Consider the following 24,220-nt stretch of genomic DNA (forward strand, 5'->3'; position numbering starts at 1 on the left):
GAATTGATCCGTCGAAGGTCGATGCGGTGGTGCTGGTCGGCGGCAAAGGCACCCGGCTACGGCCACTGACCGTGTCGGCGGCCAAGCCGATGCTGCCGACCGCGGGGTTGCCGTTCCTGACCCATCTGCTGTCTCGCATCGCCGAGGCCGGTATCGACCACGTGATCCTCGGCACGTCGTTCAAGGCGGCGACGTTCGAGAACGAATTCGGCGACGGGTCCAAGCTCGGCCTGCAGATCGAGTACGTCGTCGAGGATCACCCGATGGGCACCGGCGGCGGGATCGCCAACGTCATTCCCAAACTGCGCAACGACACCGTGATGGTGTTCAACGGTGACGTCCTGTCCGGCATGGACCTGCGCCAGATGCTGGCCAGCCACCACGAGTCGCAGGCGGATCTGACCCTGCACCTGGTGCGCGTCAGCGATCCGCGGGCATTCGGCTGTGTGCCCACCGACGCGGACGGTCGCGTGGAAGCGTTCCTCGAGAAGACCGAAGATCCGCCGTCCGACCAGATCAACGCCGGCACCTACATCTTCAAGCGCGAAATCCTCGACCAGATCCCACGCGGGCGTGAGGTGTCGGTGGAGCGGGAGGTGTTCCCGGCCCTGCTGGCCGACGGTGTGAAGGTCTGCGGCTACGTCGACTCCAGTTACTGGCGCGACATGGGCACACCGGAGGACTTCGTGCGCGGCTCGGCCGACCTGGTTCGGGGTCTGGCGCCGTCGCCTGCGCTCGGCGGACGACGCGGGGAAAGCCTTGTGCACGACGGGGCGTCGGTGTCCCCGGGCGCGGTATTGGTCGGCGGGACCGTGGTGGGCCGCGGCGCCGAGATCGGGCCGGGTGTCCGCCTGGACGGCGCGGTCATCTTCGACGGGGCGCACATCGAGGCGGGCTCGGTCGTGGAGCGGTCGATCATCGGCGCCGGCGCGCGGATCGGTCCGCGCGCGTTACTGCGCGACGCCATCATCGGTGACGGCGCGAACATCGGTGCGCGCTGCGAACTCCTGCGCGGTGCGCGGGTGTGGCCGGGAGTTGTGATCCCGGACTGCGGCGTTCGCTACTCGTCGGACATCTAGACCCGCGAGCGGCCGACCGAGACCAGGTGCGCGACCGCGGCGTCGATCCCGTCGGGCAGCGCGTCGACCGGCCACCACCGCAGATCGAGTGATTCGTCGCTGATGGCGATCGTCGCGTCCGCAGGCGCACGGGCGATGAATTGCAGATCCAGATGCCGGGTGGGCACACCCAGCGAGCAGGTCAGTGCGTGAACGTTGATGGCGCCCAAGGCCGCGTCGATCTCCAGGCCGTCGATCCCGGACTCCTCGGCTGCCTCGCGCATCGCGGCCGCGACGATGTCGGCGTCGGAGTCCTCGCAATGCCCACCGAGCTGAACCCACCGTCCGAGCCGCGGATGCAGGGTGAGCAGCACCTGGTCACCGGTGTGGTTGACCACCAACGCCGAGGCCGTGATATGGCCTGGGACGCAGGCGCGCTCGCAGGCATCGGTGCGGGCAAGCAGAAAAGCCAGGACGGCCTGGCGCAGCGAATCCTGGCAGTCGTCGGGCGCATCCCATTCGGTCAGCAGTTCGATGGCCGACTCCCGGACGCTCACTTGCGCACCAGCAGATCGCCGACCGGCGCCGGCTCGCGGGGTTCGGGCGGTTCGACCGGATAACCGATCGCGACGGCACCCAGCGGTTCCCAATCAGGCGGTAGATCAAGGGTTTCCCGGACCAGTTCGGCCGCGAAGATGGTCGAACCGATCCAGCAGCTGCCCACGCCGCGCACGGCCAGCGCCACCAGGAGTGCCTGTACCGCGGCTCCGACCGCGACGGTGAACATCGTGTGCTCGGCCTGGGTGCGGACCGGGTCCGGATAGCTGTGGGCGCCTTCGGGCACCAGGAACGGGATGACGACCTCGGGTGCGTCATAGAGGATCTGACCGCGGGCGACTCGCCGTTCGACGGCGTCGGCGGGCTTGCCGTCGCCGGAAAGATCCTCGCGCCAGGCGTCTTTCATCCGGTCCAGCAGTTCGATGCGACGCACCCGATCCTGCAGCCAGACGAACCGTACCGGCCGGGTGTGGTGCGGGGCCGGGGCGGTCAGTGCCTCGGCGACGGCGTCCTCGATCAGCGCGTGGTCGACCGGCTCGGGCGCGAACTGGCGCACCGAGCGGCGCAGCAATTGGGCCTGGCGGCGCCCGAGTTCGAGCGACTCGGCGGTGCCCAGCCAGAACAGATCGTCCTCTCCGCCGCGCAGCAGGCGCGCCGCGGTGGATCCGTCGTCTTCGAGCTCGAGGCCGCGGACCACCGCGACGGGCACCGCGGTGAGCTTGCCCTTCACCAGGTCGGCGGCGGCGGCGATCTCGTCGGCGACGGCGACTTCGGTGACCACCAGCTCGTTGCCGTGCCGGTCGACGGCGCCGGCGTATCCGTAGAGGACCGGGAGGCCGGCCGAGCCGATCGCGGCGTCCGTCTGGCCGTTGCGCCAGGCGCGGCCCATGGTGTCGGTGACCAGGACTGCGACATTCACCCCGAGCCGGTCGCGCAGTGCGGTGCGCAGCGCGGCGGCGCTGCCGTCGGGATCGACCGGCAGCAGGGCCAATTCGGTTGACCCGACGTTGGAGCCGTCGACGCCTGCGGCCGCCTGCACGATGCCGTTGCGGTTCTCGGTGATCAGCGTGCGGCCCTTGCGGGCCAGCACCCGCACGGCCTCATCGTCGATGATCTTGCGGCGCAGCGCGTCCCGTTCTTCGGGGTCCGCAGGCGCCGCGACGATGCGGCCCTCGCACTTGGACATCACCTTGCTGGTGACCACGACGATGTCGCCGTCGCGCAGCCACGGCGCTGCCGAAATGAGGGCACCCGCCAGATCATCGCCGGGACGGAACTCCGGAAGCCCGGGGACGGGCAGGATTTCGACCGGAGCCGCGCTGCCGTGCTCAATATTCACGGCGCCACTCCGGCCAATTCCAGCCCGGCGCGCACCATCTCGGCGGTGGCCGCCGGGTCGGACATCAGCAGCGGTATCGAGTGCACCGTCAGGCCGGGTACGTCGGCGTGATCGCCTTCGGACACCAGCCAGTAGTCCAGGATTCCCGTCGCCGAGCGTGCGCCGTAGTGATGAGCCACGGCGTGCGAGGAGGTTTCGACTCCGATTACGGACAGGCATTCGTCGGCCATGCCGCGCAACGGCTTTCCACCGATGATGGGGGAGTAGCCGACGACCGGGGCGGGTGTGGAGCGCAGCGCGGCGCGAACACCGGGGATGGCGAGGATCGCGCCGATGCTCACGACCGGGTTCGACGGGGCGAGCATGACGACGTCGGCTTCGGTGATCGCGTCGACGACACCGGGCCCGGCAGTGGCGTTTTCGGACCCCACGAACGCGAAACTGTGCGTGGCCACCTGGGCCCGGTAGCGCACCCACCACTCCTGGAAGTGGATGGCCTTGCGGTCACCGGTGTCGGGATCGTCGATCACAACGTGGGTTTCGCACCGGTCGTCACTGGCGGGCAGCAGTGTGGCCCCCGGCTGCCAGCGGTGGCACAGTGCCTCGGTCACTTGCGACAGCGGATATCCCGCACGCAGCATCTGACTGCGCACCAGATGTGTGGCGAGATCGCGGTCGCCAAGGCCGAACCAGTCGGGTTGGACACCGTAGGCCGCCAATTCTTCTTTCGCGTGCCACGTCTCGTTGCGATGTCCCCAGCCGCGCTCGGGGTCGATACCTCCACCTAAGGTGTACATGCAGGTGTCGAGGTCGGGGCAGATACGCACACCGTGCATCCATGCGTCGTCGCCGATGTTGACCACGGCGGTCAGCGCGTGATCAAGATCGCCTGTGGCTCCGGATATCTGGCCGGCGAACTGTCCGAGGCCGAGCAATCGCTGCACGCCCAACAGGAAGCGGGCACCCCCGACGCCGCCGACCAGAACGGTGATCTTCACACCGATCGACACTAGGCGGTCCGGCTTTTCGGCGACGAACGCGGTCACGATCGCGTCACTGCCGAGACACGCCGGGGCATCGACTCGCCGAATTATCCAAGGGAAATGGTATTAATTTCCGTTCAATCGCTTGACCGGGCCACTGCATAAGTGTCTAATCACATCAGTGTCATTTCCCGGTCGGACCAGCCGGTTTCGGTGTCCCAGACCGCGATTCGACCAAGTGTTCGAACGAGTTGGGCACACTTCAATAGTGGGCGACATGCAAAAGATCTACGAAACCAGGTGAGGAGGCGGAAATGTCCTATGAGCACGTGTTCGGCACGATGGGGTTGCCGCAGTCCATTACCGGTTCGCAGACGATGGGGGTAATGGCACGCGCTCACCTGAGTTTGGTGCCAGACCCGATCATCGATGCGACGCCGGATTCGGCCGACGAAGAAGACCAGTGGCAGGAACGCGCGCTGTGCGCGCAGACCGATCCCGAAGCGTTCTTCCCCGAGAAGGGCGGTTCCACTCGCGAGGCCAAGCGGATCTGCTTGGGCTGCGAGGTCCGCGAGTCGTGCCTCGAGTACGCCTTGGCCAACGATGAGCGCTTCGGTATCTGGGGCGGACTCTCCGAGCGGGAGCGTCGTCGCCTCAAGCGCGGCATCATCTGACGACGACCGCTGGTCGGAGGCTCCGACTCAGTCGTCGTCGATGCTCGGGTCGATGACCGACGGCTCGACCCCGAGATAGGTGGCCACCTGCGCCACCAGAATCTCGTGCAGAAGATCGGTCAGATCGATCGAGTCCTTGGCCCGGCGCTCGATCGGCTTGCGAAACAGCACAATTCGGGCGCGCGTCGAGTTTCCGCGAACGTCCACCCCGGCTGGGATCAGCCGGGCCAACGCGATCGGCCCGTCGGCCACGACTTCCGCGGGCCACTGCACACTGTCCGGATCCTTGGGCGCGATGCGCGGGATCTCGTCGACTGCAACGTCCAGACCGGTGAGCCGTTGTTGCCAGCGCCGCTCGATCGGTTCATAGGCTTCCAGCACCGCCATGTCGAACCGCTCCGCGCGGCTGCGCCAGCCCGGCACCGTCGGCGGCAGCAACGGGCCCCGCATCTCACGTCCCCGGCGCGACCCCGGGCTGCCACCGGATCGGCCACCTCGCCGGGAGCTGCGGGAATCGGCCACGGATGTGATCGTAACGGTTGTGAATCGGCCGCCCGGCGGCTGCGCGTGTCCCCCGGCAACCTGTGAATGAACCGCGATAGCCTCACGGACGTGAATGTTCCTCGTCGCTGCTGCCGGCCTGGATGCCCCCATTATGCGGTGGCGACGCTGACGTTCGTCTACTCCGATTCGACTGCGGTCGTCGGGCCACTGGCAATCTCCCGCGAACCGCATTCGTGGGATCTGTGCATCACTCATGCCAACCGCATCACCGCCCCCCGCGGTTGGGAGCTGGTCCGCCACGCCGGGCCGCTGCCGGAGTTCCCGGACGAGGATGACCTCGTCGCGCTCGCCGATGCGGTCCGGGAAGGCCGTGAGTTGCCTGCGCGGCCCCCGATCGCCGGGTTCTCCGACCCCAGCGGCGCCGCGCATGCGCCCGCGACCGGCACGCCGATGATGCCGGCCGCCGCGCACCGGCCGACCACCGCCGGCCGCCGCCGTGGGCACCTGCGCGTACTGCCTGACCCCACCGACTGACCCGATAGCCGCCCTTGCGGAGGGTCCGGAACAGATAGGCTGGCGGCCAAGAGTCCCTCTCGGTCAGGAGATCTGTCATGTCGAGGCCCGCCGACGCGGTTCGCCGTGTGATCAAGGCTTATGACGTGCGCGGTCTGGTCGGGCACGAGATCGACGACGCGTTCGTCTCCGACGTCGCTGCCGCGTTCGCCCGCCTGATTCGCCAAGAAGGCGGCGATCGGATCGCGATCGGGTACGACATGCGGGAAAGCTCGCCGGCGCTCGCCGCGGCGTTCGCCGACGGGGTCACCGCCCAGGGGCTCGACGTGGTGCGGATCGGGCTGGCCTCCACCGATCAGCTGTACTTCGCGTCCGGTTTCCTGGACTGCGCCGGCGCCATGTTCACCGCCAGCCATAACCCGGCCGCCTACAACGGCATCAAGCTGTGCCGCGCCGGGGCCAAGCCCGTCGGCGAGGACACCGGACTGGCAACCATCCGCGACGAGGTGATCGCCGGAGTTCCGGGCTACGACGGGCCGCGCGGGCAGGTAAGCGATCAGGATGTGCTCGCCGACTACGGCCAGTTCCTTCGTTCGCTGGTCGACGTCGCCGGATTGCGGCCGTTGCGGGTGGCGGTCGACGCCGGTAACGGCATGGCCGGCCACACCACGCCTGCGGTCCTCGGTCCCGTCGAGTCGCTGACGGTGTTGCCGCTGTATTTCGAACTCGACGGTTCGTTCCCCAACCACGAAGCCAATCCGCTGGAGCCGGCCAATCTGGTCGACCTGCAGAAGTTCGTGGTGGAGACCGGCGCCGATATCGGGCTGGCGTTCGACGGCGACGCCGACCGCTGTTTCGTGGTGGACGAACGTGGCGGTCTCGTCTCGCCGTCGGCGGTCACCGCGTTGGTCGCCGGTCGCGAACTCTCCCGGGAGATCGGCGCCACCGTCATCCACAACCTGATCACCTCCCGTGCGGTACCCGAGTTGGTCGTGGAACGGGGCGGAACGCCGGTGCGGTCGCGCGTCGGGCACTCCTATATCAAGGCTCTGATGGCCGACACCGGGGCGATCTTCGGTGGTGAGCATTCGGCGCACTACTACTTCCGCGACTTCTGGGGTGCGGACTCGGGCATGCTGGCCGCGCTGCATGTGCTGGCCGCGTTGGGCGAGCAGGACCGGCCGCTGTCGGAACTGATGGCGAACTACCAGCGCTACGAGGCCTCGGGCGAGATCAACTTCCGGGTGGCCGACGCACCGGCGTGCGTCGAATCCGTTCTGAAAGCCTTTGGGCACCAGACTGTCTCACTCGACCATCTCGACGGGGTGACTGTCGACCTCGGCGAGGGGGCCTGGTTCAACCTGCGCACCTCCAACACCGAACCGCTACTGCGGCTCAACGTCGAAGCGCGCAGCGCGCAGGAGATCGAGGAGATCGTCCGCCGCGTTTCCGAGGACATCGCGGCTCAGCCGGCCGGGGCGGCGCCATGAGCGCAGCACATGCCACCGTCGACCTCGACGACACCGAGGGCCTGCTGGAAGCCGACCGCGACGGACTCCTGCGGGCCGCCGCGATGGCGGGCGCTCAGGTCCGCGCCACCGCGGCTGCCGTCGACGAGGGCGAACTGGCACTGCTGGCCGCCGACTATCGGCCGCGGACCGTCATCTGGGTGGCTGCCCACGGTGCCGCCGAGAGCGCGGGTTCGATGCTGGCCGCCACCCTCGGTGGAGTCGCCGGGGAGCCGATCGTGGTGGCTGCCGAATCTCCGCCCTGGATCGGTCCGCTCGACGTTCTCGTCGTGGCCGGCGACGACGCCGGGGATCCGGCGTTGGTGTCCGCCGCGGCGACGGCGGTGCGCCGCGGTGCCCGTGTGGTCGTCGCGGCGCCCTACGAGGGTCCGCTGCGCGACGCCACGGCGGGACGGACCGCGGTGCTCGAACCGCGATTGCGGACGCCCGACGAGTTCGGGTTGAGCCGCTACCTCGCGGCCGGCCTCGCGACGATGCAGGCTGTCGACCCGGCGCTGCAGACCGATCTGGCGGCCCTGGCCGACGAGCTCGACGCCGAAGCGTTGCGCAACAGCGCAAGTCGCGACGTGTTCACCAATCCGGCGAAGGCGCTGGCCGAGAAGATGTCGGGCAGGCAGGTGGTGCTCGCCGGGGATTGTACGGCCACTGTGGGGCTGGCCCGGTACGCCGCGACGGTGTTACTGCGACTGGCCGGCCAGGCCGTCGCCGCGGCCGGATTGTCCGACGCGCTGGTCGCGTTACGTACCGGCATCGCACATCAATTCGGCGATCCGGTGGACGCGTTGTTCCATGACGAGGAGCTCGACGGTCCGCTGTCGAGGGGGCCGAAGGTGCTGGCCCTGGCGCTGGACGCCGAACGCTCGATGCTGGCCGCCCGCGTGAGTGGTTTCGACGACGTCGAGCTGGTCGGGGCGCAAGACTTCGGGGAGGGGGAGTCGGTTCCGGCCCCGACAGGGCGAGCCGAACAGCAGCTCGCCACGCTTGCCGTCCGATTGCAGATGGCCGCGGTTTATCTCAGATTGGTGGGGGGATAACGTCCCAGTGGAACTGCTACGTGGTGCGATACGCACCTACGCATGGGGATCTCGGACAGCCATCGCGGAGTTCACCGGAAGACCCTCGCCGACAGCGCATCCCGAAGCCGAGCTGTGGCTGGGCGCTCATCCGGGGGATCCGGCGCGGTTGGAGACTGCAGACGGCGAGAGGTCGTTGCTCGACGCCGTGCGCGCCGATCCGGATGGTCAGCTGGGACCTGCGGTACGTGGTCGTTACGGCGATGTGCTGCCCCTGCTGGTGAAGGTGCTGGCCGCCGAGGAGCCGCTGTCGCTGCAGGCCCATCCCAGCGCGGAGCAAGCCGTCGAAGGTTACGTGCGCGAGGACCGTCTTGGGGTGCCGCTCACCTCCCCGATCCGCAACTATCGCGACCGTAACCACAAGCCCGAACTTCTGGTCGCGCTCAGCGAATTCCACGCGCTCGGCGGTTTCCGCCCCGCCGCACGTTCGGTCGATCTGATGCGCGCCCTGGCGGTGCCGGAACTCGACCCGTTCATCGGACTTCTCAGCGGCCAGCCCGACGCCGACGGTCTGCGCGCCCTGTTCACCACCTGGATCACCGCACCGCAGCCCGATCTGGATGTGCTGATCCCTGCCGTCCTGGACGGAGCGGTGGACTATATGCGCTCCGGTGCAACAGAATTCGACGACGAAGCCAAGACGCTGCTGGAGCTGGGGGAGCGCTATCCCGGTGATGCGGGTGTGCTGGCGGCCATGCTGCTCAACCGGATCACGCTGGCTCCCGGCGAGGCCATCTTCATGCCGGCAGGCAACCTGCACAGTTACATCCACGGCGTCGGAATGGAGGTGATGGCGAACTCGGACAATGTGCTTCGCGGTGGCCTGACTCCCAAGCACGTCGACGTCCCCGAGCTCTTGCGTGTGCTCGACTTCAGGCCTGCCGACGAGACGATGCTGCGCGCACCCACCCACCGCGACGGCATCGAGCTGGTCTACGAGACGCCCGCGAGTGAGTTCGCCGCGTGCATCCTCATGCTCGACGGCGAGAACCTCGGCCACGAGATCGACGCCCCGTCACGTCACGACGGTCCCCAGATCCTGGTCTGCACCGAGGGTTCAGTGATTGTGCGCGCGAAGTCTGATGTGGTGGAGCTCAATCGCGGGTCGGCAGCCTGGGTGGCCGCCGACGACGGTCCGATCCGCCTGGAGGCGACTTCGCCCTCCCGGTTGTTCCGGGCTACGGTTGGCCTTTGAGCAACTGAGCCTGGGGAGGACACCGCATGTCGACCGAGGGCAGCACCAAGGCGATTCTCGCGGCGCTGGCCGCCAACGCGGGCATCGCGGTCGCGAAGTTCGTCGGGTTCCTGATCACCGGCAGCTCCTCGATGCTCGCCGAGTCGGTGCACTCGGTCGCCGACACCTCGAATCAGGGGCTGTTGCTGTTCGGTCAGCGCCAGGCCCGCAAGCAGGCCGACAGCCTGCATCAGTTCGGGTACGGCCGCAGTCGCTACTTCTACTCGTTCGTCGTGGCGCTGGTGCTGTTCAGCCTGGGCTCGATCTTCGCCCTGTATGAGGGATACCACAAGATCGGCCACCCCGAACCGCTGACCTCGCCGATCGTGGCGGTGGTGATCCTGGCGGTCGCAATCGCCTTGGAGTCGTACAGCTTTCGTACCGCGATGGTGGAGTCACGGCCGCTGAAGGGCACCAGTTCGTGGTGGCAGTTCATCCGCCGTTCGCGCAATCCCGAGCTGCCCGTTGTCCTGTTGGAGGACACCGGCGCCCTGATCGGTCTGGTGTTCGCGCTCGCCGGTGTGGGCTTGACGATCCTGACCGGCAATCCGGTGTGGGACGGCGTCGGCACCGTCTTGATCGGCGTGCTGCTCGGGGTGATCGCCGTGATCCTGATGGTCGAGATGCACAGCCTGCTGATCGGTGAGGGTGCCACGCCCGACGAATGCCGGGCGATTCAGTCGGCGCTCGAGCAGACCGCCAACGTCGACCGGGTCATCCACCTTCGAACCCAGTACCTGGGTCCCGAGGAGATGCTGGTCGGGGCCAAGATCGCGCTGGCCCCCGATACCGATCTGGCCACGGTGGCTGTCACCATCGACGCCGCGGAGGCGGCGGTGCGCTCGGCGGTGCCGGCCGCGAAAGTTATCTACCTGGAACCGGATCTGGATCGAGCGCTGGCGCGCTAGCGCGCTTGTGCGCCCACCACGACGTCATGTTGTGGCGGATCGCGCGCCCGATGATCGATGCGGGCGGAACCATGTACAGACTGTCCAGAAGACTGAACCGGCGCAGAAACCATTCCGCCAGAACACGATCGGTCTCCGCTGCGCCGAGGAATTGATCGAACAACGAGCCGACCGGTTGATACCACCACGGCGCCGATCCGTCGGTGCCGTGCAGGGTCAGGTCGCCGATCGCGTTCATCGTCCAGACGGGATACGTGGATTTGGCGGTGGCGCGGGCCAGTTCGTAGGCCAGGTGACGGGTATTGGAGTCCAGCAGCCGGCGCAGGTGCCCGGCCTGCAGCGCGGTCATCGTCATGCCCTGGCCGTAGGTCGGGTTGAAACTCGCGACGGCGTCGCCGATCGGGACGATCCCGCCGGGAAAGCGCTGGAGCTTGTCGTAGCGCCGCCACCGGCTCACCGGGTAGCGGTGGAAGGCGATGTCGCCCAAGGGTTCTCCCTGGCGGATCGCGGATGCCAGCGGTGCAGGCAGAACCGCGTCGGCGACCTCGTGTATCTCGGACAGCGTCTGCGGCGGCGGGACGTGGTTGACGGTGAAGGTGGTCAGGCCCCAGGTGCCGTCCTCGTAGAACAGCATGCCCAGCCCGGCCTGCTGGTTGCGTGACGCCCCCGCCACCACCACCTTCTCGGTGATCAGGCCGTCGGGGATGCGCAACTGCTGTGTGGCGTAACTGATCCCGACATCAATGGTCTGTTCGCGGGGGCGGGCGAAACCCCATTCGTCCAGCCACGACGGCAACCGGGCGCCGCGGCCGGAGGCATCCACCACGAGGTCGGCGGCCACGAACTCGTGATCGCCGGGTGCGGACAACTCGACGCCGACGACGGATTGCCGCTCGCCGTCGAATCGCGGCGAGTTCACGTCACGCTGCACGATCTGCACGTTCGGCAGGGCGACGGTGCGACGGCGGATCTGCCACTCGAGCTGCTTGCGGCTGGGGACGTAGGCGGTGAACTCGCGGTCCAGGGTGTGCCCGGTGCCCAGCACATGGCCGGCGGCGCCGAAGTGTATGCAGTCGGGCCGGTTCTCCAGTTTGGCCACCCCGGCGGCCACCATGTCGTCGAGCAGACCGGGAAACAGCGTTTCGAACTCGTGGGCACCTCGTGCCATGAGGATGTGTACGTGGCGGTCCTGGGGTACCGCGCCGCGGTGGGCGGGTTCCGGGGGCAGGGTGTCGCGTTCGTAGACGGTCACCCGGTCGTAGTGGTCGGACAGCACCCGGGCAGCACACAGCCCGGCGATGCTGGCCCCGATGACGATGGCATGGTGACGCTTCGGGGGTTGGCCCACGACCTCATAGATACCCGCTCAAACTTCTGCTAACCGGGGTAATAGAAGGAACATGCGAATGACCTCTAAGCGGCGGACCAAGTCGGTGGAGCAGTCCATCCTCGACACCGACGAGCCGGGCACCCGGCTCCGCAAGAATCTGACGTGGTGGGACCTCACGGTCTTCGGCGTCTCCGTCGTCGTGGGGGCGGGCATCTTCACCGTCACCGCGTCGACGTTCGGCAACATCACCGGTCCTGCCATCTCGGTGTCGTTCGTCATTGCTGCGCTGACCTGCGGTTTGGCTGCGCTGTGCTACGCCGAGTTCGCCTCGATGCTGCCCGTGGCCGGCAGCGCCTACACCTTCTCCTACGCGACGTTCGGGGAGTTCGTCGCCTGGATCATCGGTTGGGACCTGATCTTGGAGTTCGCGGTCGGCGCCGCCGTGGTGGCCAAAGGCTGGTCCAGCTATCTGGGCACCGTCTTCGGTTTCTCCGGCGGGGTCGTGGCCATCGGCCCACTGAACTTCGACTGGGGTGCTCTGATCATCGTCGCGATCGTCACCACCCTGCTCGCGTTGGGCACCAAGCTCTCGGCGAACGTCTCCGCGGTGATCACGGCCATCAAGGTCGCCGTCGTCGCGCTCGTCGTCATCGTCGGGGCGTTCTACATCAAGGCGGCCAACTTCTCCCCGTTCGTGCCCTCAGCGGAGACCGGCAAAGGGGCGTCGGGAACCGGGGTCAACCAGTCGGTGTTCTCCCTGCTGACCGGCGCCGAGAGCAGTCATTACGGCTGGTACGGCGTGCTGGCCGGTGCCTCGATCGTGTTCTTCGCGTTCATCGGCTTCGACGTGGTCGCCACGACGGCGGAGGAAACCAAGAACCCACAGCGCGACGTCGCGCGGGGGATCCTCGCGTCGCTGGCCATCGTCACGGTGCTCTACGTGTCGGTGTCGATCGTGCTGTCGGGCATGGTGCGATTCAGTGAACTGCGCGACAAGGCCGAGAACGGTCACGCCAATCTCGCCACCGCCTTCTCGCTCAACGGGGTGGACTGGGCGGCCAAGGTGATCTCCATCGGAGCGCTGGCAGGCCTGACCACGGTGGTTATGGTGCTCATCCTCGGGCTGTCTCGGGTGTTGTTCGCCATGGCGCGTGACGGTCTGCTGCCGCGCCAGCTGGCCCAGACCGGCAGCCGCGGCACCCCGGTGCGGATCACCGTGCTGGTCGGCGTACTCACTGCGGTCGCGGCCACCGTCTTCCCGATCGACAAGCTCGAAGAGATGGTGAACGTCGGGACGCTGTTCGCGTTCATCCTGGTCTCGGCCGGCGTGATCATCCTTCGGCGGACCCGCCCGGACCTGGAGCGAGGGTTCCGTGCGCCGCTGGTCCCCGTGTTGCCGATCCTGTCGATCGCGGCGTGTGGCTGGCTGATGCTCAACCTCACCGGTCTGACCTGGATCCGGTTTGTGGTGTGGATGGTCATCGGGGTGGGGTTCTACCTGCTCTACGGGCGATCCCACTCGGTGCTGGCCAAGCGAGAGGCCGCCAACGCCGTCTGATTTACAAAACAGTGTCGTTTGTCTAGACACCCGACAAATCTGCCTCTATAGTCAAGTCATCGCAACTTGACGTGGGAGGTAATTGTCGTGACGTCTCAACTGGACTCCGCCGCCGTTCCGGCGCCGGCCGCGCCGTGGCGGGACAAGAAGCGCTATCTGTGGCTGATGGGCCTGATTGCGCCGACCGCACTATTCGTGGTGCTGCCGGTGGTCTGGGGTCTCAACCAGCTCGGCTGGACCGCGGTCTCGCAGGTGTTCTTCTGGATCGGGCCGGCACTGATCTACGTCCTGCTGCCGGCGCTGGACCTGAAGTTCGGCCGCGACGGGCAGAACCCGCCGGACGAACTGATGGAGTATCTGGAGAACGACAAGTACTACCGGTACTGCACGTACGCGTTCATCCCGTTCCAGTTCGCCAGCCTGATCTTCGGCGCCTACATGTTCACCGCGTCGAACCTGAGCTGGCTGGGCTACGAGGGCTCGCTGAGCTGGTTCGCCAAGATCGGTCTGGCGCTGTCGGTGGGCGTGCTCGGCGGAACGGGCATCAACACCGCGCACGAACTCGGACACAAGAAGGACTCGCTGGAGCGCTGGCTGTCGAAGATCACGCTGGCGCAGACCTGCTACGGCCACTTCTACATCGAGCACAACCGCGGCCACCACGTCCGCGTCGCCACCCCGGAGGATCCGGCTTCGGCGCGCTTCGGGGAGACCTTCTGGGAGTTCCTGCCGCGCAGCGTGTTTGGTAGCGCCCGCTCAGCGCTCACACTCGAGGCGGCCCGCATCCGCAGGCTCGGCAAGAGCCCGTGGGATCCGCGTACCTGGCTGGGCAACGACGTTCTCAACGCCTGGCTGATGTCGGTGGTGCTGTTCGGTGCGCTCATCGCGGTGTTCGGCCCCGCGCTGATCCCGTTCCTGATCATCCAGGCGGTGTTCGGCTTCTCGATGCTGGAATCGGTGAACTACCTGGAGCACTACGGGCTGCTGCGCCAGAAGAATGAGAACGGACGATACGAGCGGTGCTCGCCGCAGCACAGCTGGAACTCCGACCATCTGGTGACCAACCTGTTCCTGTATCACCTGCAGCGGCACAGTGATCACCACGCCAACCCGACCCGGCGTTACCAGACTCTGCGCAGTATGTCCGAGGCGCCCGAATTGCCCAGCGGCTACGCGACTTTGATCGGCGTGACGTACTTCCCGTGGGTGTGGCGCCGGATGATGGACCACCGGGTGATCGAGCACTACGACGGTGACATCTCACGAGTCAACATCGACCCGCGCCGGCGGGCGAAGATCCTGGCTCGCTATGGGGCCGACGAGCGCTTGCGCGAGGAGAAGAGGGGGGATGCCGCATGACCGCCTACCAGTGCCCGATCTGCGACTACGTGTACGACGAGGCGAAAGGTGCTGCGCGGGAGGGTTTTCCGCCCGGCACCGCCTGGGCCGACGTGCCCGACGACTGGTGCTGCCCCGACTGCGGGGTGCGAGAAAAAATTGACTTCGAAGAGATGGGTGTGAAGCAGTGAGCGAGCAGGACTTCAAGCTGTTCATCTGTGTGCAGTGCGGATTCGAGTACGACGAGGCCAAGGGCTGGCCGGAGGACGGCATCGCCCCGGGCACCCGCTGGGACGACATCCCGGAGGACTGGAGCTGCCCGGACTGCGGCGCGGCGAAGTCGGACTTCGAGATGGTGGAAGTCGCGAGGCCGTGACCACTACTCTCGCGCATGTGAAGAGTCCTCGGGTGCCCTATCCCGAGGCCTCTCGCGCGCTGCTGCGGGACTCGGTCCTCGATGCGATGCGCGAGGAACTGCTGACCAAGGACTGGTCCGCGATCACCCTGTCCGACGTGGCGCGTACCGCCGGGGTCAGCCGCCAGACCATCTACAACGAGTTCGGCTCCCGGCAGGGTCTGGCCCAGGGGTACGCGATCCGGCTGGCCGACCGCCTGGTGGATGCGATCGGGACGGCGATCAGCTCCAACGTCGGCGACGTTCTGGCCGCCTTCACCGAAGGCTTCCGGGTGTTTTTCACCGAATCAGCCGCCGATCCGCTGGTGATCTCATTGCTGACGGGTGTCGCCAAACCTGACCTGCTGCAGATGATCACCACCGACAGCGCGCCGATCATCACCCGCGCCTCGGCCAAGCTGACCGAGGCCTTCATGAACAGCTGGGTCAGCGCCAGCGAGGCCGACTCGGGGGTACTGGCCCGGGCGATCGTGCGCCTGGCGATGAGCTACGTGTCGATGCCGCCCGAGGCCGACCACGATGTGGCCTTAGACCTGGCCCGATTGATGACGCCGTTCGCCGAACGCTACGGTGTAATCGATATTCCTTAGCTGTCAGAGCGCTCCAAGCGCCTGTCCCGCGAGCCCGCAGGCTGAGGGTGTCGCCAGCGCGCGTATCGCGCGCTCACCGGCAATGACGAACGAAAAGGGGCTCTACATGTCTGAAATGACCGTCGAGGTGCGCAACGGCATCGACTTCAAGGTGGCCGACCTGTCGCTGGCCGAATTCGGCCGCAAGGAAATCCGGCTGGCCGAGCACGAGATGCCCGGTCTGATGGCGCTGCGCCGCGAATACCACGACGTCCAGCCGCTCAAGGGCGCCCGGATCTCGGGTTCGCTGCACATGACCGTGCAGACCGCGGTGCTGATCGAGACGCTTGTAGCGCTCGGCGCTGAAGTCCGCTGGGCGAGCTGCAACATCTTCTCCACCCAGGACCACGCCGCGGCCGCGGTCGTCGTCGGCCCGCACGGCACCCCCGAGGAGCCGACCGGCACGCCGGTGTTCGCCTGGAAGGGCGAGACGCTGGAGGAGTACTGGTGGGCCGCCGAGCAGATGCTCACCTGGGAAGGCGAGCCGGCCAACATGATTCTCGACGACGGTGGCGACGCCACCATGCTGGTGCTGCGCGGTGCGCAGTACGAGAAGGCCGGTGTGGTTCCGCCCGCCGAGGACGACGACTCGGCCGAGTGGAAGGTCTTCCTGGAGCTGTGCCGCAAGAGCTTCGAGAAGGACAACACCAAGTGGACGAAGATCGCCGAGTCGGTCAAGGGTGTCACCGAGGAGACCACCACCGGTGTGCTGCGGCTGTACCAGTTCGCCGCCGCCGGTGAGCTGGCGTTCCCGGCCATCAACGTCAACGACTCGGTGACCAAGAGCAAGTTCGACAACAAGTACGGCACCCGGCACTCGCTGATCGACGGCATCAACCGCGGCACCGACGTGCTGATCGGCGGCAAGAAGGTGCTGATCTGCGGCTACGGCGACGTGGGCAAGGGCTGCGCGGAGTCGCTGGCCGGGCAGGGCGCTCGCGTGCAGGTCACCGAGATCGACCCGATCAACGCGCTGCAGGCGCTGATGGACGGGTTCGACGTGGTGACCGTGGAAGGCGCGATCGGTGATGCCGACATCGTCGTCACCTCGACCGGCAACAAGGACATCATCACCCTCGATCACATGAAGGCGATGAAGGACAAGGCCATCCTGGGCAACATCGGCCACTTCGACAACGAGATCGACATGGCCGCGCTGGAGCGGTCGGGCGCCAAGCGGATCAACATCAAGCCGCAGGTCGACGAGTGGATTTTCGGTGAAGACGGCAAGTCGATCATCGTGCTGTCCGAGGGCCGGCTGCTGAACCTGGGCAACGCGACGGGCCACCCCTCGTTCGTGATGAGCAACAGCTTCTCCAACCAGGTGATCGCCCAGATCGAGTTGTGGACCAAGAACGACGAGTACGACAACGAGGTCTACCGGCTGGCCAAGCACCTCGACGAGAAGGTGGCCCGCATCCACGTCGAGGCTCTCGGTGGCACGCTGACCAAGCTCACCAAGGACCAGGCCGAGTACATCGGCGTCGACGTCGAAGGCCCGTACAAGCCGGAGCACTACCGCTACTGAGTTTCTCTGCGCCGAGTGTGCGCGTAGATCGCGATCTCGCCTCAGATCTCGATCTGCGCGCACGCTCGGCGCTGTCATGTCAGGCGTTCGGCGCGCAGCCCATGCACCAGCAGTCCGACCATCTTCCGCGCGTCGTAGCGTTCATCGTCGCTGCCGATACACAGATTGCCGATGGCGCGCAGAAATCCCAGTGGTTCGATCCCGGGTTCGATTTCACCAGCGGCAGCTGCCGCCTCGAGCAGCGTCGTGCACACCGGAACCAATCGATCGATGAAGTAGGCGTGCAACGTGTCGAAGCGTGCGCTGTCGGACTGAAGTGCCGCCGCCAGGCCGTGTTTGGTCACCAGAAAGTCGACGAATTGGTCGATCCACGCTGTCAGTGCGGCGTGCGGTGACGTGTTGCTTTCGAGCAGGTCGGCGCCGGCAGCGGCGCAGGCCTCGACCTGGTGCTCGTACACAGCGATGATCAGGTCGGCGCGGGTGGGGAAGTGCCGGTAGATCGTGCCCATCCCGACCCCGGCACGGGCCGCGATATCGCGGACCGGGGCGTCCACGCCCGATGCGACGAACGCTGCCGCGGCCGCTTCGAGAAGGTTCTGTGCATTCCGCCGGGCGTCGGCTCGTTTGCGCTCCGCCGCCATCGGCATCTCCTCATCCGGTTGCTAAGCGGAACAGCGCTCCGTATGGTGAAAAGGAGCGGCGTTCCGTTTAACAGTATGGCAGAACCGGGAGGACTCGATGGGCAATGATCACGCGCGGTTCGGCATCATGACCGCACCCCAGCAGGTCGGCTACCACGACATTGCGAGGGTGTGGCGCGAGGCCGATTCCGTTCCTGAGATCGAACATGCCTGGCTGTTCGACCACCTTTTTCCTATCGCCGGTGACCCCGGCGGCCCCATCTTCGAGGGGTGGACTCTCTTGTCGGCACTGGCGGCGCAGACGCAGCGACTGCGGCTTGGACTTCTGGTCACCAGCAACCGATTTCGCCCGCCGGCGGTGTTGGCCAAGATCGCGACGACGGTCGACATCGTCTCGGACGGTCGCCTCGATTTCGGCATCGGTGCGGGATCGCGGCCGTCGCATCCGGCTGCCCGCCGCGAATACGACGCTCATGGGCTGCCCTACAACGACGCCGATCACGCGGTCGCCGCACTCTCTGAGGCGTGCACCGTCATCCGCCGATTGTGGACATCGAAGGAGCCCTTCGACTTCGACGGGGACGTCATCAAAGTTCAAGGCGCGTATGGCAATCCGAAGCCGAAGCAGCGCCCGCATCCGCCGATTCTGATCGGTGGACAGGCCACTGCGACACTGCGGGTCGTCGCCGAACACGCGAACATCTGGAACTTTTCCGGGACTGACGTCACCGAGGGAACTCGTCGCAGCGCGATGCTCGACGGGTTCTGCGCCGAAATCGGCCGCGACCCGGCAACGATCGAACGCTCGATAACCGTCGGCGTCGACTATGACGACCCTGCTGCAACTCGCTCGGCGATCAGGCAGCGACTCGACGCGGGGTTCACCCACCTCATCCTGATGGTGCCCGCGCCGTATCCGGCCGGTGTCATGCGGTGGGTGGCAGACGAGCTCATCGCCGCTCGGGCATGATGGCGGCCGTGCTCATCGTCATCGAGGGACTCGACGGGGCCGGTAAACGGACGCTGACTGCCGGAGTTCAGCGCGCCCTGGCAGCCGACGGCAAGTCGGTCACCACACTGGCCTTCCCCCGCTACGGCCAGTCGATCCACGCCGACCTCGCCAGCGAGGCGCTGCACGGTCACCACGGCGACCTGGCCTCGTCGGTGTATGCGATGGCGACGCTGTTCGCCCTCGACCGGGCCGGGGCTATCGACCAGATCGCCGACCTGCGTCGTCGCCACGATGTGGTGATCCTGGATCGCTACGTCGCGTCCAACGCGGCGTACAGCGCGGCCCGTCTGCATCAGGACGCCTCCGGTGAGGCGGTGTCGTGGGTGGGCGAACTCGAGTACGGCCGGTTCGCCCTGCCCAAACCCGACCGTCAGATCCTGCTCGACGCGTCGGTCGAGTTGGCTGCCGAGCGGGCCAGGCAACGGGCTCAGCAGGAGGTCGACCGGGCCCGCGACGCCTATGAGCGCGACGACGGACTGCAGCGCCGGACGGGTGCGGTGTATGCCGAATTGGGTGCCGCTAACTGGGGTGGACCCTGGTCGATCGTCGCTCCGAACGTCGATCCGGCGGCGTTGGCGGCCTCGCTGCTCGGTTAGAGGACCCCACGCAGCGGAAATGTCGCAACTCGCCCGTGTGGTAGCCGGGGTTTGTCGCAATTCGGTGACACCATGGACACCATGAGGCAAAGGATTCTCGTAGTCGACGACGACCCATCGCTGGCCGAGATGCTCACCATCGTGTTGCGTGGCGAGGGTTTCGACACCGCGGTCATCGGCGACGGTTCGCAGGCGCTGACGGCCGTGCGTGAGCTACGCCCCGATCTGGTGTTGTTGGACCTCATGTTGCCCGGCATGAACGGCATCGATGTGTGCCGGGTGCTGCGCGCGGACTCCGGCGTGCCGATCGTCATGCTCACCGCCAAGACCGACACGGTGGACGTGGTGCTCGGCCTGGAGTCGGGTGCCGACGACTACGTGATGAAGCCGTTCAAGCCCAAGGAGCTGGTGGCGCGCGTTCGTGCCCGGCTGCGGCGCAACGAGGACGAGCCGGCCGAGATGCTCTCGATCGCCGACATCGACATCGACGTGCCTGCGCACAAGGTCACTCGGGAGGGTGAGCAGATTTCGCTGACCCCCTTGGAGTTCGACCTCCTGGTGGCGCTGGCACGCAAACCGCGCCAGGTGTTTACTCGAGATGTGCTGCTCGAACAGGTGTGGGGATATCGCCACCCCGCGGACACCCGTTTGGTGAACGTGCATGTCCAGCGGTTGCGGGCGAAGGTCGAGAAGGACCCGGAGAACCCGCAGGTGGTGCTGACCGTTCGAGGAGTGGGTTACAAGGCCGGACCGCCGTGATCCGCGCGGAGGAGCGCCGCAGGTGATGTTCGGCTCGAGGCGGCGCATCCGCGGTCCGTGGGGACGCTCGGGTCCCCTGGTTCGGGGTACGAGTGCGCTGAGTCGAGCACTGGGGTTGATCTGGCGCCGGTCGCTGCAGTTACGAGTGGTCGTGCTCACGCTGGGCTTGTCGGCCGCGGTGATCGTGGCCCTGGGCTTCGTACTCACCAGCCAAATCACCAACCGGGTGCTCGACGTCAAGGTCCACGCCGCGACCGAGGAATTGGACCGGGCGCGCAATACGGTCAGCGGAACGGTCAGTGGCGAAGAGGCGCGGTCGCTGGACAGCAGCCTGCAATTGGCGCGAAACACCCTGATCTCCAAGACCGGCCAGTCCTCCGGTGCGGCGCTGGCCGGCACGTTCGACGCGGTTCTGATGGTCCCCGGCGACGGGCCGCGGGCGGCCACCGCCGCGGGCCCGGTCGACCAGATCCCGAAGTCGTTGCGCGACTTCGTCAAAGCGGGCCAGGTCAGCTACCAGTACTCGACGGTGCGCACCGACGCATTCAGCGGCCCGGCGCTGTTGATCGGTACGCCGGCACCGTCACGCGTACCGAATCTCGAGCTCTACCTGATCTTCCCGCTCAACAACGAAGAAAATACGATCACTCTGGTGCGTGGCACCATGGCCACCGGCGGGTTGGTCCTGCTGGTCCTGCTGGCCGGGATCGCGCTGCTGGTATCGCGCCAGGTGGTGCTGCCGGTGCGTTCGGCATCGCGGATCGCCGAACGCTTCGCTGAGGGCCATCTTTCCGAGCGGATGCCGGTGCGCGGCGAGGACGACATGGCCCGGCTGGCGGTGTCGTTCAACGATATGGCCGAGAGCCTGCAGCGTCAGATCACCAACCTCGAGGAGTTCGGTAATCTGCAGCGCCGCTTCACCTCCGACGTCAGCCACGAGCTGCGCACCCCGCTGACCACGGTGCGGATGGCGGCTGATCTGATCCACGACCATTCCGAGGAACTGGACCCGGCGCTGCGCCGGTCGACCGAGTTGATGGTCAACGAGCTCGACCGATTCGAAACCCTGCTCAACGATCTTCTCGAGATCTCCCGCCACGACGCCGGCGTCGCCGAACTCTCGGTCGAGGCGGTCGACTTGCGCTCCACGGTCAACAGCGCGCTCGGCAACGTCGGGCATCTGGCCGACGAGGCCGGTATCGAGCTGATGGTCAACCTGCCGGACAGCGAGGTAATCGCCGAGGTCGATGCCCGCCGCGTCGAGCGCATCCTGCGCAACCTGATCGCCAACGCGATCGACCATGCCGAGCGCAAGCCGGTCCACATTCGGATGGCCGCCGACGAGGACACCGTCGCCGTCACCGTCCGCGACTTCGGTGTCGGCTTGCGTCCGGGCGAGGAGAAGCTGGTGTTCAGCCGATTCTGGCGTTCGGACCCCTCCCGCGTGCGTCGGTCCGGCGGAACAGGATTGGGCCTCGCGATCAGTATCGAGGATGCCCGGTTGCACCAGGGCCGGCTCGAGGCGTGGGGCGAACCCGGCAAGGGTGCCTGCTTCCGGCTGACCCTTCCGCTGGTTCGCGGCCACAAGGTCACCACCAGTCCGTTGCCGCTCAAACCCGTTGCCGCAGAACGTGATGGTCGTAAGGACTCGCGTCAGGTCCGGCATCGGGAGCCGGCGGGGGAGAGCGTGTGAGACGCCGGCTGCTGGCCTTGTTGCTGGCCGGGCTGGTCGCGATATTGAGCGGATGTGCCGGGGTGCCGAATTCCTCTGCGCCGCAGGCGATCGGCACCGTCGAACGGCCCCAGCCCAAGAGTCTGCCCAAACCGACTCCCGGGATGGACCCTGACCAGCTGCTGCGGGAATTCCTCAAGGCAACCGCCGATCCCGCCAATCGGCATCTGGCGGCGCGGCAATTCCTGACCGCTTCGGCCTCCAGCGGCTGGGACGACCAGGGCAGTGCGCTGCTGATCGACAACGTCGTGTTCGTCGAAACCCGCTCCACTGAACGGGTTGCGGTGACGATGAAGGCCGACATGCTCGGCTCGCTGTCCGATGTGGGCGTCTTCGAAACCGCCGAGGGGCAACTGCCCGATCCGGGTCCGCTGGAGTTGGTTCAGACGCCTGACGGTTGGCGGATCAACAAGTTGCCCAACGGAGTGTTTTTGGACTGGCAGCAGTTCCAGGCCACCTACAAGCGCAACACGCTCTATTTCGTCGACCCGACCGGCAAGACCGTCGTTCCCGATCCGCGCTACGTGGCGGTGTCCGACGCCGACCAGCTGGCCACCGAGTTGCTCAACAAACTGATCGCCGGGCCGCGGCCCGAGATGGCCCGCACGGTGCGCAACCTGCTGGGACCGGTGAAGATGATGGGTCCGGTGACCCGGGCCGACGGCGGCAAGACGGGTATCGGTCGCGGTTACGGCGGAGCGAAGGTCGATCTGGAGAATTTGACCACCACCGATCCGCACAGCCGGCAATTGCTTGCCGCCCAGATCATTTGGACATTGGCGCGAGCCGACATCAAGGGCCCGTACGTGATCAACGCCGACGGCGCTGCTCTCGACGACCGGTTCGCCGACGGCTGGGACACCACCGATGTGGCGGCCACCGATCCGGGTGCGGTCGACGGCGCCGCGGCAGGTGTGCATGCGCTGATCCGCGGATCGCTGGTGTCACTGGACGGGCAGCGGGCGACACCGGTGCCAGGATCATTCGGCCAGATGAACGATCAGGTGTCGGCCGCCCTGTCGCGGACCGGCCAGGCGATCGCCTCGGTGACGGTGCAGCGGCCGGGCGCGCCGGACATGGCCTCCTCGGTGTGGATCGGCCCGAACGGTGGAGTGGCAGCGAAAGCCACCGATGCGAGGTCGTTGACGCGACCGTCCTGGGCGCTGGACGACGCCGTGTGGGTGGTGGTGGACGGCAACAGCGTCGTACGGGTGATCCAGGAGCAGGCGTCCGGGCAGCCCGCCCGGATCCCGGTGGACTCCGCGGCGGTGGTGTCCCAATTCCCCGGTGCGATAGCCGAATTGCAGCTCTCTCGGGACAGCACCCGGGCTGCGATGGTGGTCAACGGGCAAGTGATTCTGGCGAATGTGGAGCAGACCCCGGCCGGGGAGTTCGCGCTGACCTATCCGCGGCGGCTCGGTTTCGGGCTGGGGTCGTCCGTGGTTTCGCTGTCGTGGCGCACCGGTGACGACATCGTCGTCACCCGAACCGATGCCGCGCACCCGGTGTCGTACGTGAATATCGACGGGGTGAACTCCGACGGGCCGAACGGCAACATCGTGATGCCGGTGACCGCGGTCGCGGCCAACCCGGCGGCGGTGTACGTGTCCGACAGTCGGGGAGTGCTGCAGCTGTCGGGTAACAGTGCCGAGAACAGTCAATCCTGGTCGGACGTACGGCCTTTCCTGACCCCCGGCGCGGTGCCGGTGCTGCCCGGCTGAGAGGAGATCTGGTGCCTGGACCTGTGCTACCCGGCGTGATACGTCAAATCGGTTACATCGTGCAGGATTTCGACGCCGCACTAGCGACCTGGCTGGACCTCGGCGTGGGCCCGTTCTATGTGCTGCGCGGTATCGAGCAGACCGGGATCTACCGCGGCCAGGAGTGCACGGTGAAGCTGACGCTGGGCCTGGCCAACAGTGGCGACATGCAGATCGAGGTCATCCACCAGGACAACGATGCGCCGTCGATCTACTCGGAGTTCACCTCGGCGGGCGGGGACGGCTTCCACCAGCTGGCCTATTGGGCGCAGGACTACGACGCCGCGTTGGCGGCCGGGCAGGCCGCAGGCTGGCCGGTGGTGTGGTCGGGTGGCGAGCCGGGCACGGCCCGCTATGCGTACTTCGAACCCCCACCCGGCACGGCGGCGACCATCATCGAGTTGATGGAGCTCACCCCCGCGACGATCGGGATGGGTGAGTTGGTGCGGCAGGCGGCGGTGGACTGGGACGGCAGCGAGCCGATCCGGACCCTGTTCGGGTAGCGGTGCCTGCGGGTTTTTGACGTTGATCCGCTGCTCAGAGGTGAAT

The 24,220-nt window shown here is 66.8% G+C and carries 25 protein-coding genes; 19 read left to right on the forward strand and 6 right to left on the reverse strand.

The window, feature by feature from the left end; all coding sequences use genetic code 11:
• Window positions 1–2 precede the first annotated feature (2 nt).
• Entirely contained in the window at window positions 3–1,079 is a 1,077-nt protein-coding gene (gene manB, locus G6N32_RS06485; protein WP_115318783.1) for a mannose-1-phosphate guanylyltransferase ManB, read from the forward strand.
• Here the strand turns inward: manB and G6N32_RS06490 are convergent.
• From G6N32_RS06490 to cofD, 3 genes are read right to left on the reverse strand one after another with little or no spacing between them, the layout of a single operon-like run.
• On the reverse strand, window positions 1,076–1,615 hold the full coding sequence (locus G6N32_RS06490; protein WP_115316705.1) for an NUDIX hydrolase: 540 nt from the start codon (window positions 1,613–1,615) through the stop codon (window positions 1,076–1,078). The genes manB and G6N32_RS06490 overlap by 4 nt on opposite strands.
• Window positions 1,612–2,955 carry a coenzyme F420-0:L-glutamate ligase gene (locus tag G6N32_RS06495; protein ID WP_115316704.1) on the reverse strand — a complete coding sequence of 448 codons (1,344 nt, stop codon included), beginning with the start codon at window positions 2,953–2,955 and terminating at the stop codon, window positions 1,612–1,614. The genes G6N32_RS06490 and G6N32_RS06495 overlap by 4 nt, the downstream gene beginning before the upstream one ends.
• Entirely contained in the window at window positions 2,952–3,953 is a 1,002-nt protein-coding gene (gene cofD / locus G6N32_RS06500; RefSeq protein ID WP_172507245.1) for a 2-phospho-L-lactate transferase, read from the reverse strand. Before cofD ends, G6N32_RS06495 begins: the two co-directional genes overlap by 4 nt.
• A gap of 392 nt (window positions 3,954–4,345) precedes the next feature.
• On the opposite strand from cofD, the gene G6N32_RS06505 reads away from it, so the two are divergent.
• Window positions 4,346–4,612, forward strand: a complete 267-nt coding sequence (locus G6N32_RS06505) for a WhiB family transcriptional regulator (RefSeq protein ID WP_172507244.1) — start codon at window positions 4,346–4,348, stop codon at window positions 4,610–4,612.
• A gap of 27 nt (window positions 4,613–4,639) precedes the next feature.
• Here the strand turns inward: G6N32_RS06505 and G6N32_RS06510 are convergent, their stop codons facing one another.
• A complete protein-coding gene (locus G6N32_RS06510) occupies window positions 4,640–5,062 on the reverse strand; it encodes a metallopeptidase family protein (RefSeq protein ID WP_083121496.1) in 423 nt (140 codons plus the stop codon).
• Between the two features lie 162 nt (window positions 5,063–5,224).
• Here G6N32_RS06510 and G6N32_RS06515 point away from each other — a divergent pair, with 162 nt between their 5' ends.
• The 5 genes from G6N32_RS06515 to G6N32_RS06535 all read left to right on the forward strand — a co-directional run bounded on the left by G6N32_RS06515 (window position 5,225) and on the right by G6N32_RS06535 (window position 10,373).
• Window positions 5,225–5,650: a DUF3499 domain-containing protein gene (locus G6N32_RS06515; protein WP_192827478.1), complete on the forward strand. Its 426-nt coding sequence runs from the start codon at window positions 5,225–5,227 to the stop codon at window positions 5,648–5,650.
• A gap of 77 nt (window positions 5,651–5,727) precedes the next feature.
• On the forward strand, window positions 5,728–7,119 hold the full coding sequence (locus G6N32_RS06520) for a phosphomannomutase/phosphoglucomutase (protein WP_115316702.1): 1,392 nt from the start codon (window positions 5,728–5,730) through the stop codon (window positions 7,117–7,119).
• Window positions 7,116–8,192 carry a TobH protein gene (locus G6N32_RS06525; RefSeq protein WP_115316701.1) on the forward strand — a complete coding sequence of 359 codons (1,077 nt, stop codon included), beginning with the start codon at window positions 7,116–7,118 and terminating at the stop codon, window positions 8,190–8,192. The genes G6N32_RS06520 and G6N32_RS06525 overlap by 4 nt, the downstream gene beginning before the upstream one ends.
• A 7-nt stretch (window positions 8,193–8,199) precedes the next feature.
• A complete protein-coding gene (gene manA, locus G6N32_RS06530; protein ID WP_115316700.1) occupies window positions 8,200–9,426 on the forward strand; it encodes a mannose-6-phosphate isomerase, class I in 1,227 nt (408 codons plus the stop codon).
• Between the two features lie 26 nt (window positions 9,427–9,452).
• A complete protein-coding gene (locus G6N32_RS06535; protein WP_115316699.1) occupies window positions 9,453–10,373 on the forward strand; it encodes a cation diffusion facilitator family transporter in 921 nt (306 codons plus the stop codon).
• Here G6N32_RS06535 and G6N32_RS06540 read toward each other — a convergent pair.
• On the reverse strand, window positions 10,330–11,721 hold the full coding sequence (locus tag G6N32_RS06540) for an FAD-dependent oxidoreductase (protein WP_115316698.1): 1,392 nt from the start codon (window positions 11,719–11,721) through the stop codon (window positions 10,330–10,332). The two genes, G6N32_RS06535 and G6N32_RS06540, sit on opposite strands and share 44 nt — an antisense overlap.
• A gap of 58 nt (window positions 11,722–11,779) precedes the next feature.
• Here G6N32_RS06540 and G6N32_RS06545 point away from each other — a divergent pair, with 58 nt between their 5' ends.
• The 6 genes from G6N32_RS06545 to ahcY all read left to right on the forward strand — a co-directional run bounded on the left by G6N32_RS06545 (window position 11,780) and on the right by ahcY (window position 17,171).
• A complete protein-coding gene (locus tag G6N32_RS06545) occupies window positions 11,780–13,261 on the forward strand; it encodes an amino acid permease (RefSeq protein WP_115316697.1) in 1,482 nt (493 codons plus the stop codon).
• Window positions 13,262–13,426: 165 nt separating this feature from the next.
• Entirely contained in the window at window positions 13,427–14,620 is a 1,194-nt protein-coding gene (locus tag G6N32_RS06550) for an alkane 1-monooxygenase (protein WP_232077713.1), read from the forward strand.
• Complete coding sequence (locus tag G6N32_RS06555) at window positions 14,617–14,790, forward strand: rubredoxin (RefSeq protein WP_115316696.1); 174 nt, start codon at window positions 14,617–14,619, stop codon at window positions 14,788–14,790. Before G6N32_RS06550 ends, G6N32_RS06555 begins: the two co-directional genes overlap by 4 nt.
• A complete protein-coding gene (locus tag G6N32_RS06560) occupies window positions 14,787–14,975 on the forward strand; it encodes a rubredoxin (RefSeq protein ID WP_115316695.1) in 189 nt (62 codons plus the stop codon). Before G6N32_RS06555 ends, G6N32_RS06560 begins: the two co-directional genes overlap by 4 nt.
• Window positions 14,976–15,061: 86 nt before the next feature.
• Window positions 15,062–15,604, forward strand: a complete 543-nt coding sequence (locus tag G6N32_RS06565; protein ID WP_308213155.1) for a TetR family transcriptional regulator — start codon at window positions 15,062–15,064, stop codon at window positions 15,602–15,604.
• A 106-nt stretch (window positions 15,605–15,710) separates the two neighbouring features.
• The gene (ahcY, locus tag G6N32_RS06570; protein ID WP_115318780.1) at window positions 15,711–17,171 is read left to right on the forward strand and encodes an adenosylhomocysteinase; all 1,461 of its coding nucleotides are present in this window, start codon (window positions 15,711–15,713) and stop codon (window positions 17,169–17,171) included.
• 74 nt (window positions 17,172–17,245) lie between these two features.
• Here the strand turns inward: ahcY and G6N32_RS06575 are convergent, their stop codons facing one another.
• On the reverse strand, window positions 17,246–17,812 hold the full coding sequence (locus tag G6N32_RS06575; protein WP_410432535.1) for a TetR/AcrR family transcriptional regulator: 567 nt from the start codon (window positions 17,810–17,812) through the stop codon (window positions 17,246–17,248).
• Between the two features lie 97 nt (window positions 17,813–17,909).
• On the opposite strand from G6N32_RS06575, the gene G6N32_RS06580 reads away from it, so the two are divergent.
• The 6 genes from G6N32_RS06580 (at window position 17,910) to G6N32_RS06605 (ending at window position 24,174) form a co-directional block, all read left to right on the forward strand.
• Window positions 17,910–18,782, forward strand: coding sequence for an LLM class flavin-dependent oxidoreductase (locus G6N32_RS06580; protein ID WP_115316692.1), 873 nt, complete (start codon window positions 17,910–17,912; stop codon window positions 18,780–18,782).
• 8 nt (window positions 18,783–18,790) lie between these two features.
• The gene (locus G6N32_RS06585) at window positions 18,791–19,420 is read left to right on the forward strand and encodes a dTMP kinase (protein ID WP_115318779.1); all 630 of its coding nucleotides are present in this window, start codon (window positions 18,791–18,793) and stop codon (window positions 19,418–19,420) included.
• 72 nt (window positions 19,421–19,492) lie between these two features.
• The gene (gene mtrA, locus G6N32_RS06590) at window positions 19,493–20,179 is read left to right on the forward strand and encodes a two-component system response regulator MtrA (protein ID WP_071947075.1); all 687 of its coding nucleotides are present in this window, start codon (window positions 19,493–19,495) and stop codon (window positions 20,177–20,179) included.
• A 22-nt stretch (window positions 20,180–20,201) separates the two neighbouring features.
• Window positions 20,202–21,872, forward strand: coding sequence for an MtrAB system histidine kinase MtrB (gene mtrB / locus G6N32_RS06595; RefSeq protein WP_115316691.1), 1,671 nt, complete (start codon window positions 20,202–20,204; stop codon window positions 21,870–21,872).
• Window positions 21,869–23,632 (forward strand): MtrAB system accessory lipoprotein LpqB, encoded by a 1,764-nt coding sequence (lpqB, locus tag G6N32_RS06600; RefSeq protein ID WP_172507204.1) that lies wholly within the window; start codon window positions 21,869–21,871, stop codon window positions 23,630–23,632. The genes mtrB and lpqB overlap by 4 nt, the downstream gene beginning before the upstream one ends.
• Window positions 23,633–23,643: 11 nt before the next feature.
• Entirely contained in the window at window positions 23,644–24,174 is a 531-nt protein-coding gene (locus G6N32_RS06605; RefSeq protein WP_115316690.1) for a VOC family protein, read from the forward strand.
• Window positions 24,175–24,220 lie beyond the last annotated feature (46 nt).

This window comes from Mycolicibacterium aichiense (genome assembly GCF_010726245.1).
Classification (GTDB): domain Bacteria; phylum Actinomycetota; class Actinomycetes; order Mycobacteriales; family Mycobacteriaceae; genus Mycobacterium; species Mycobacterium aichiense.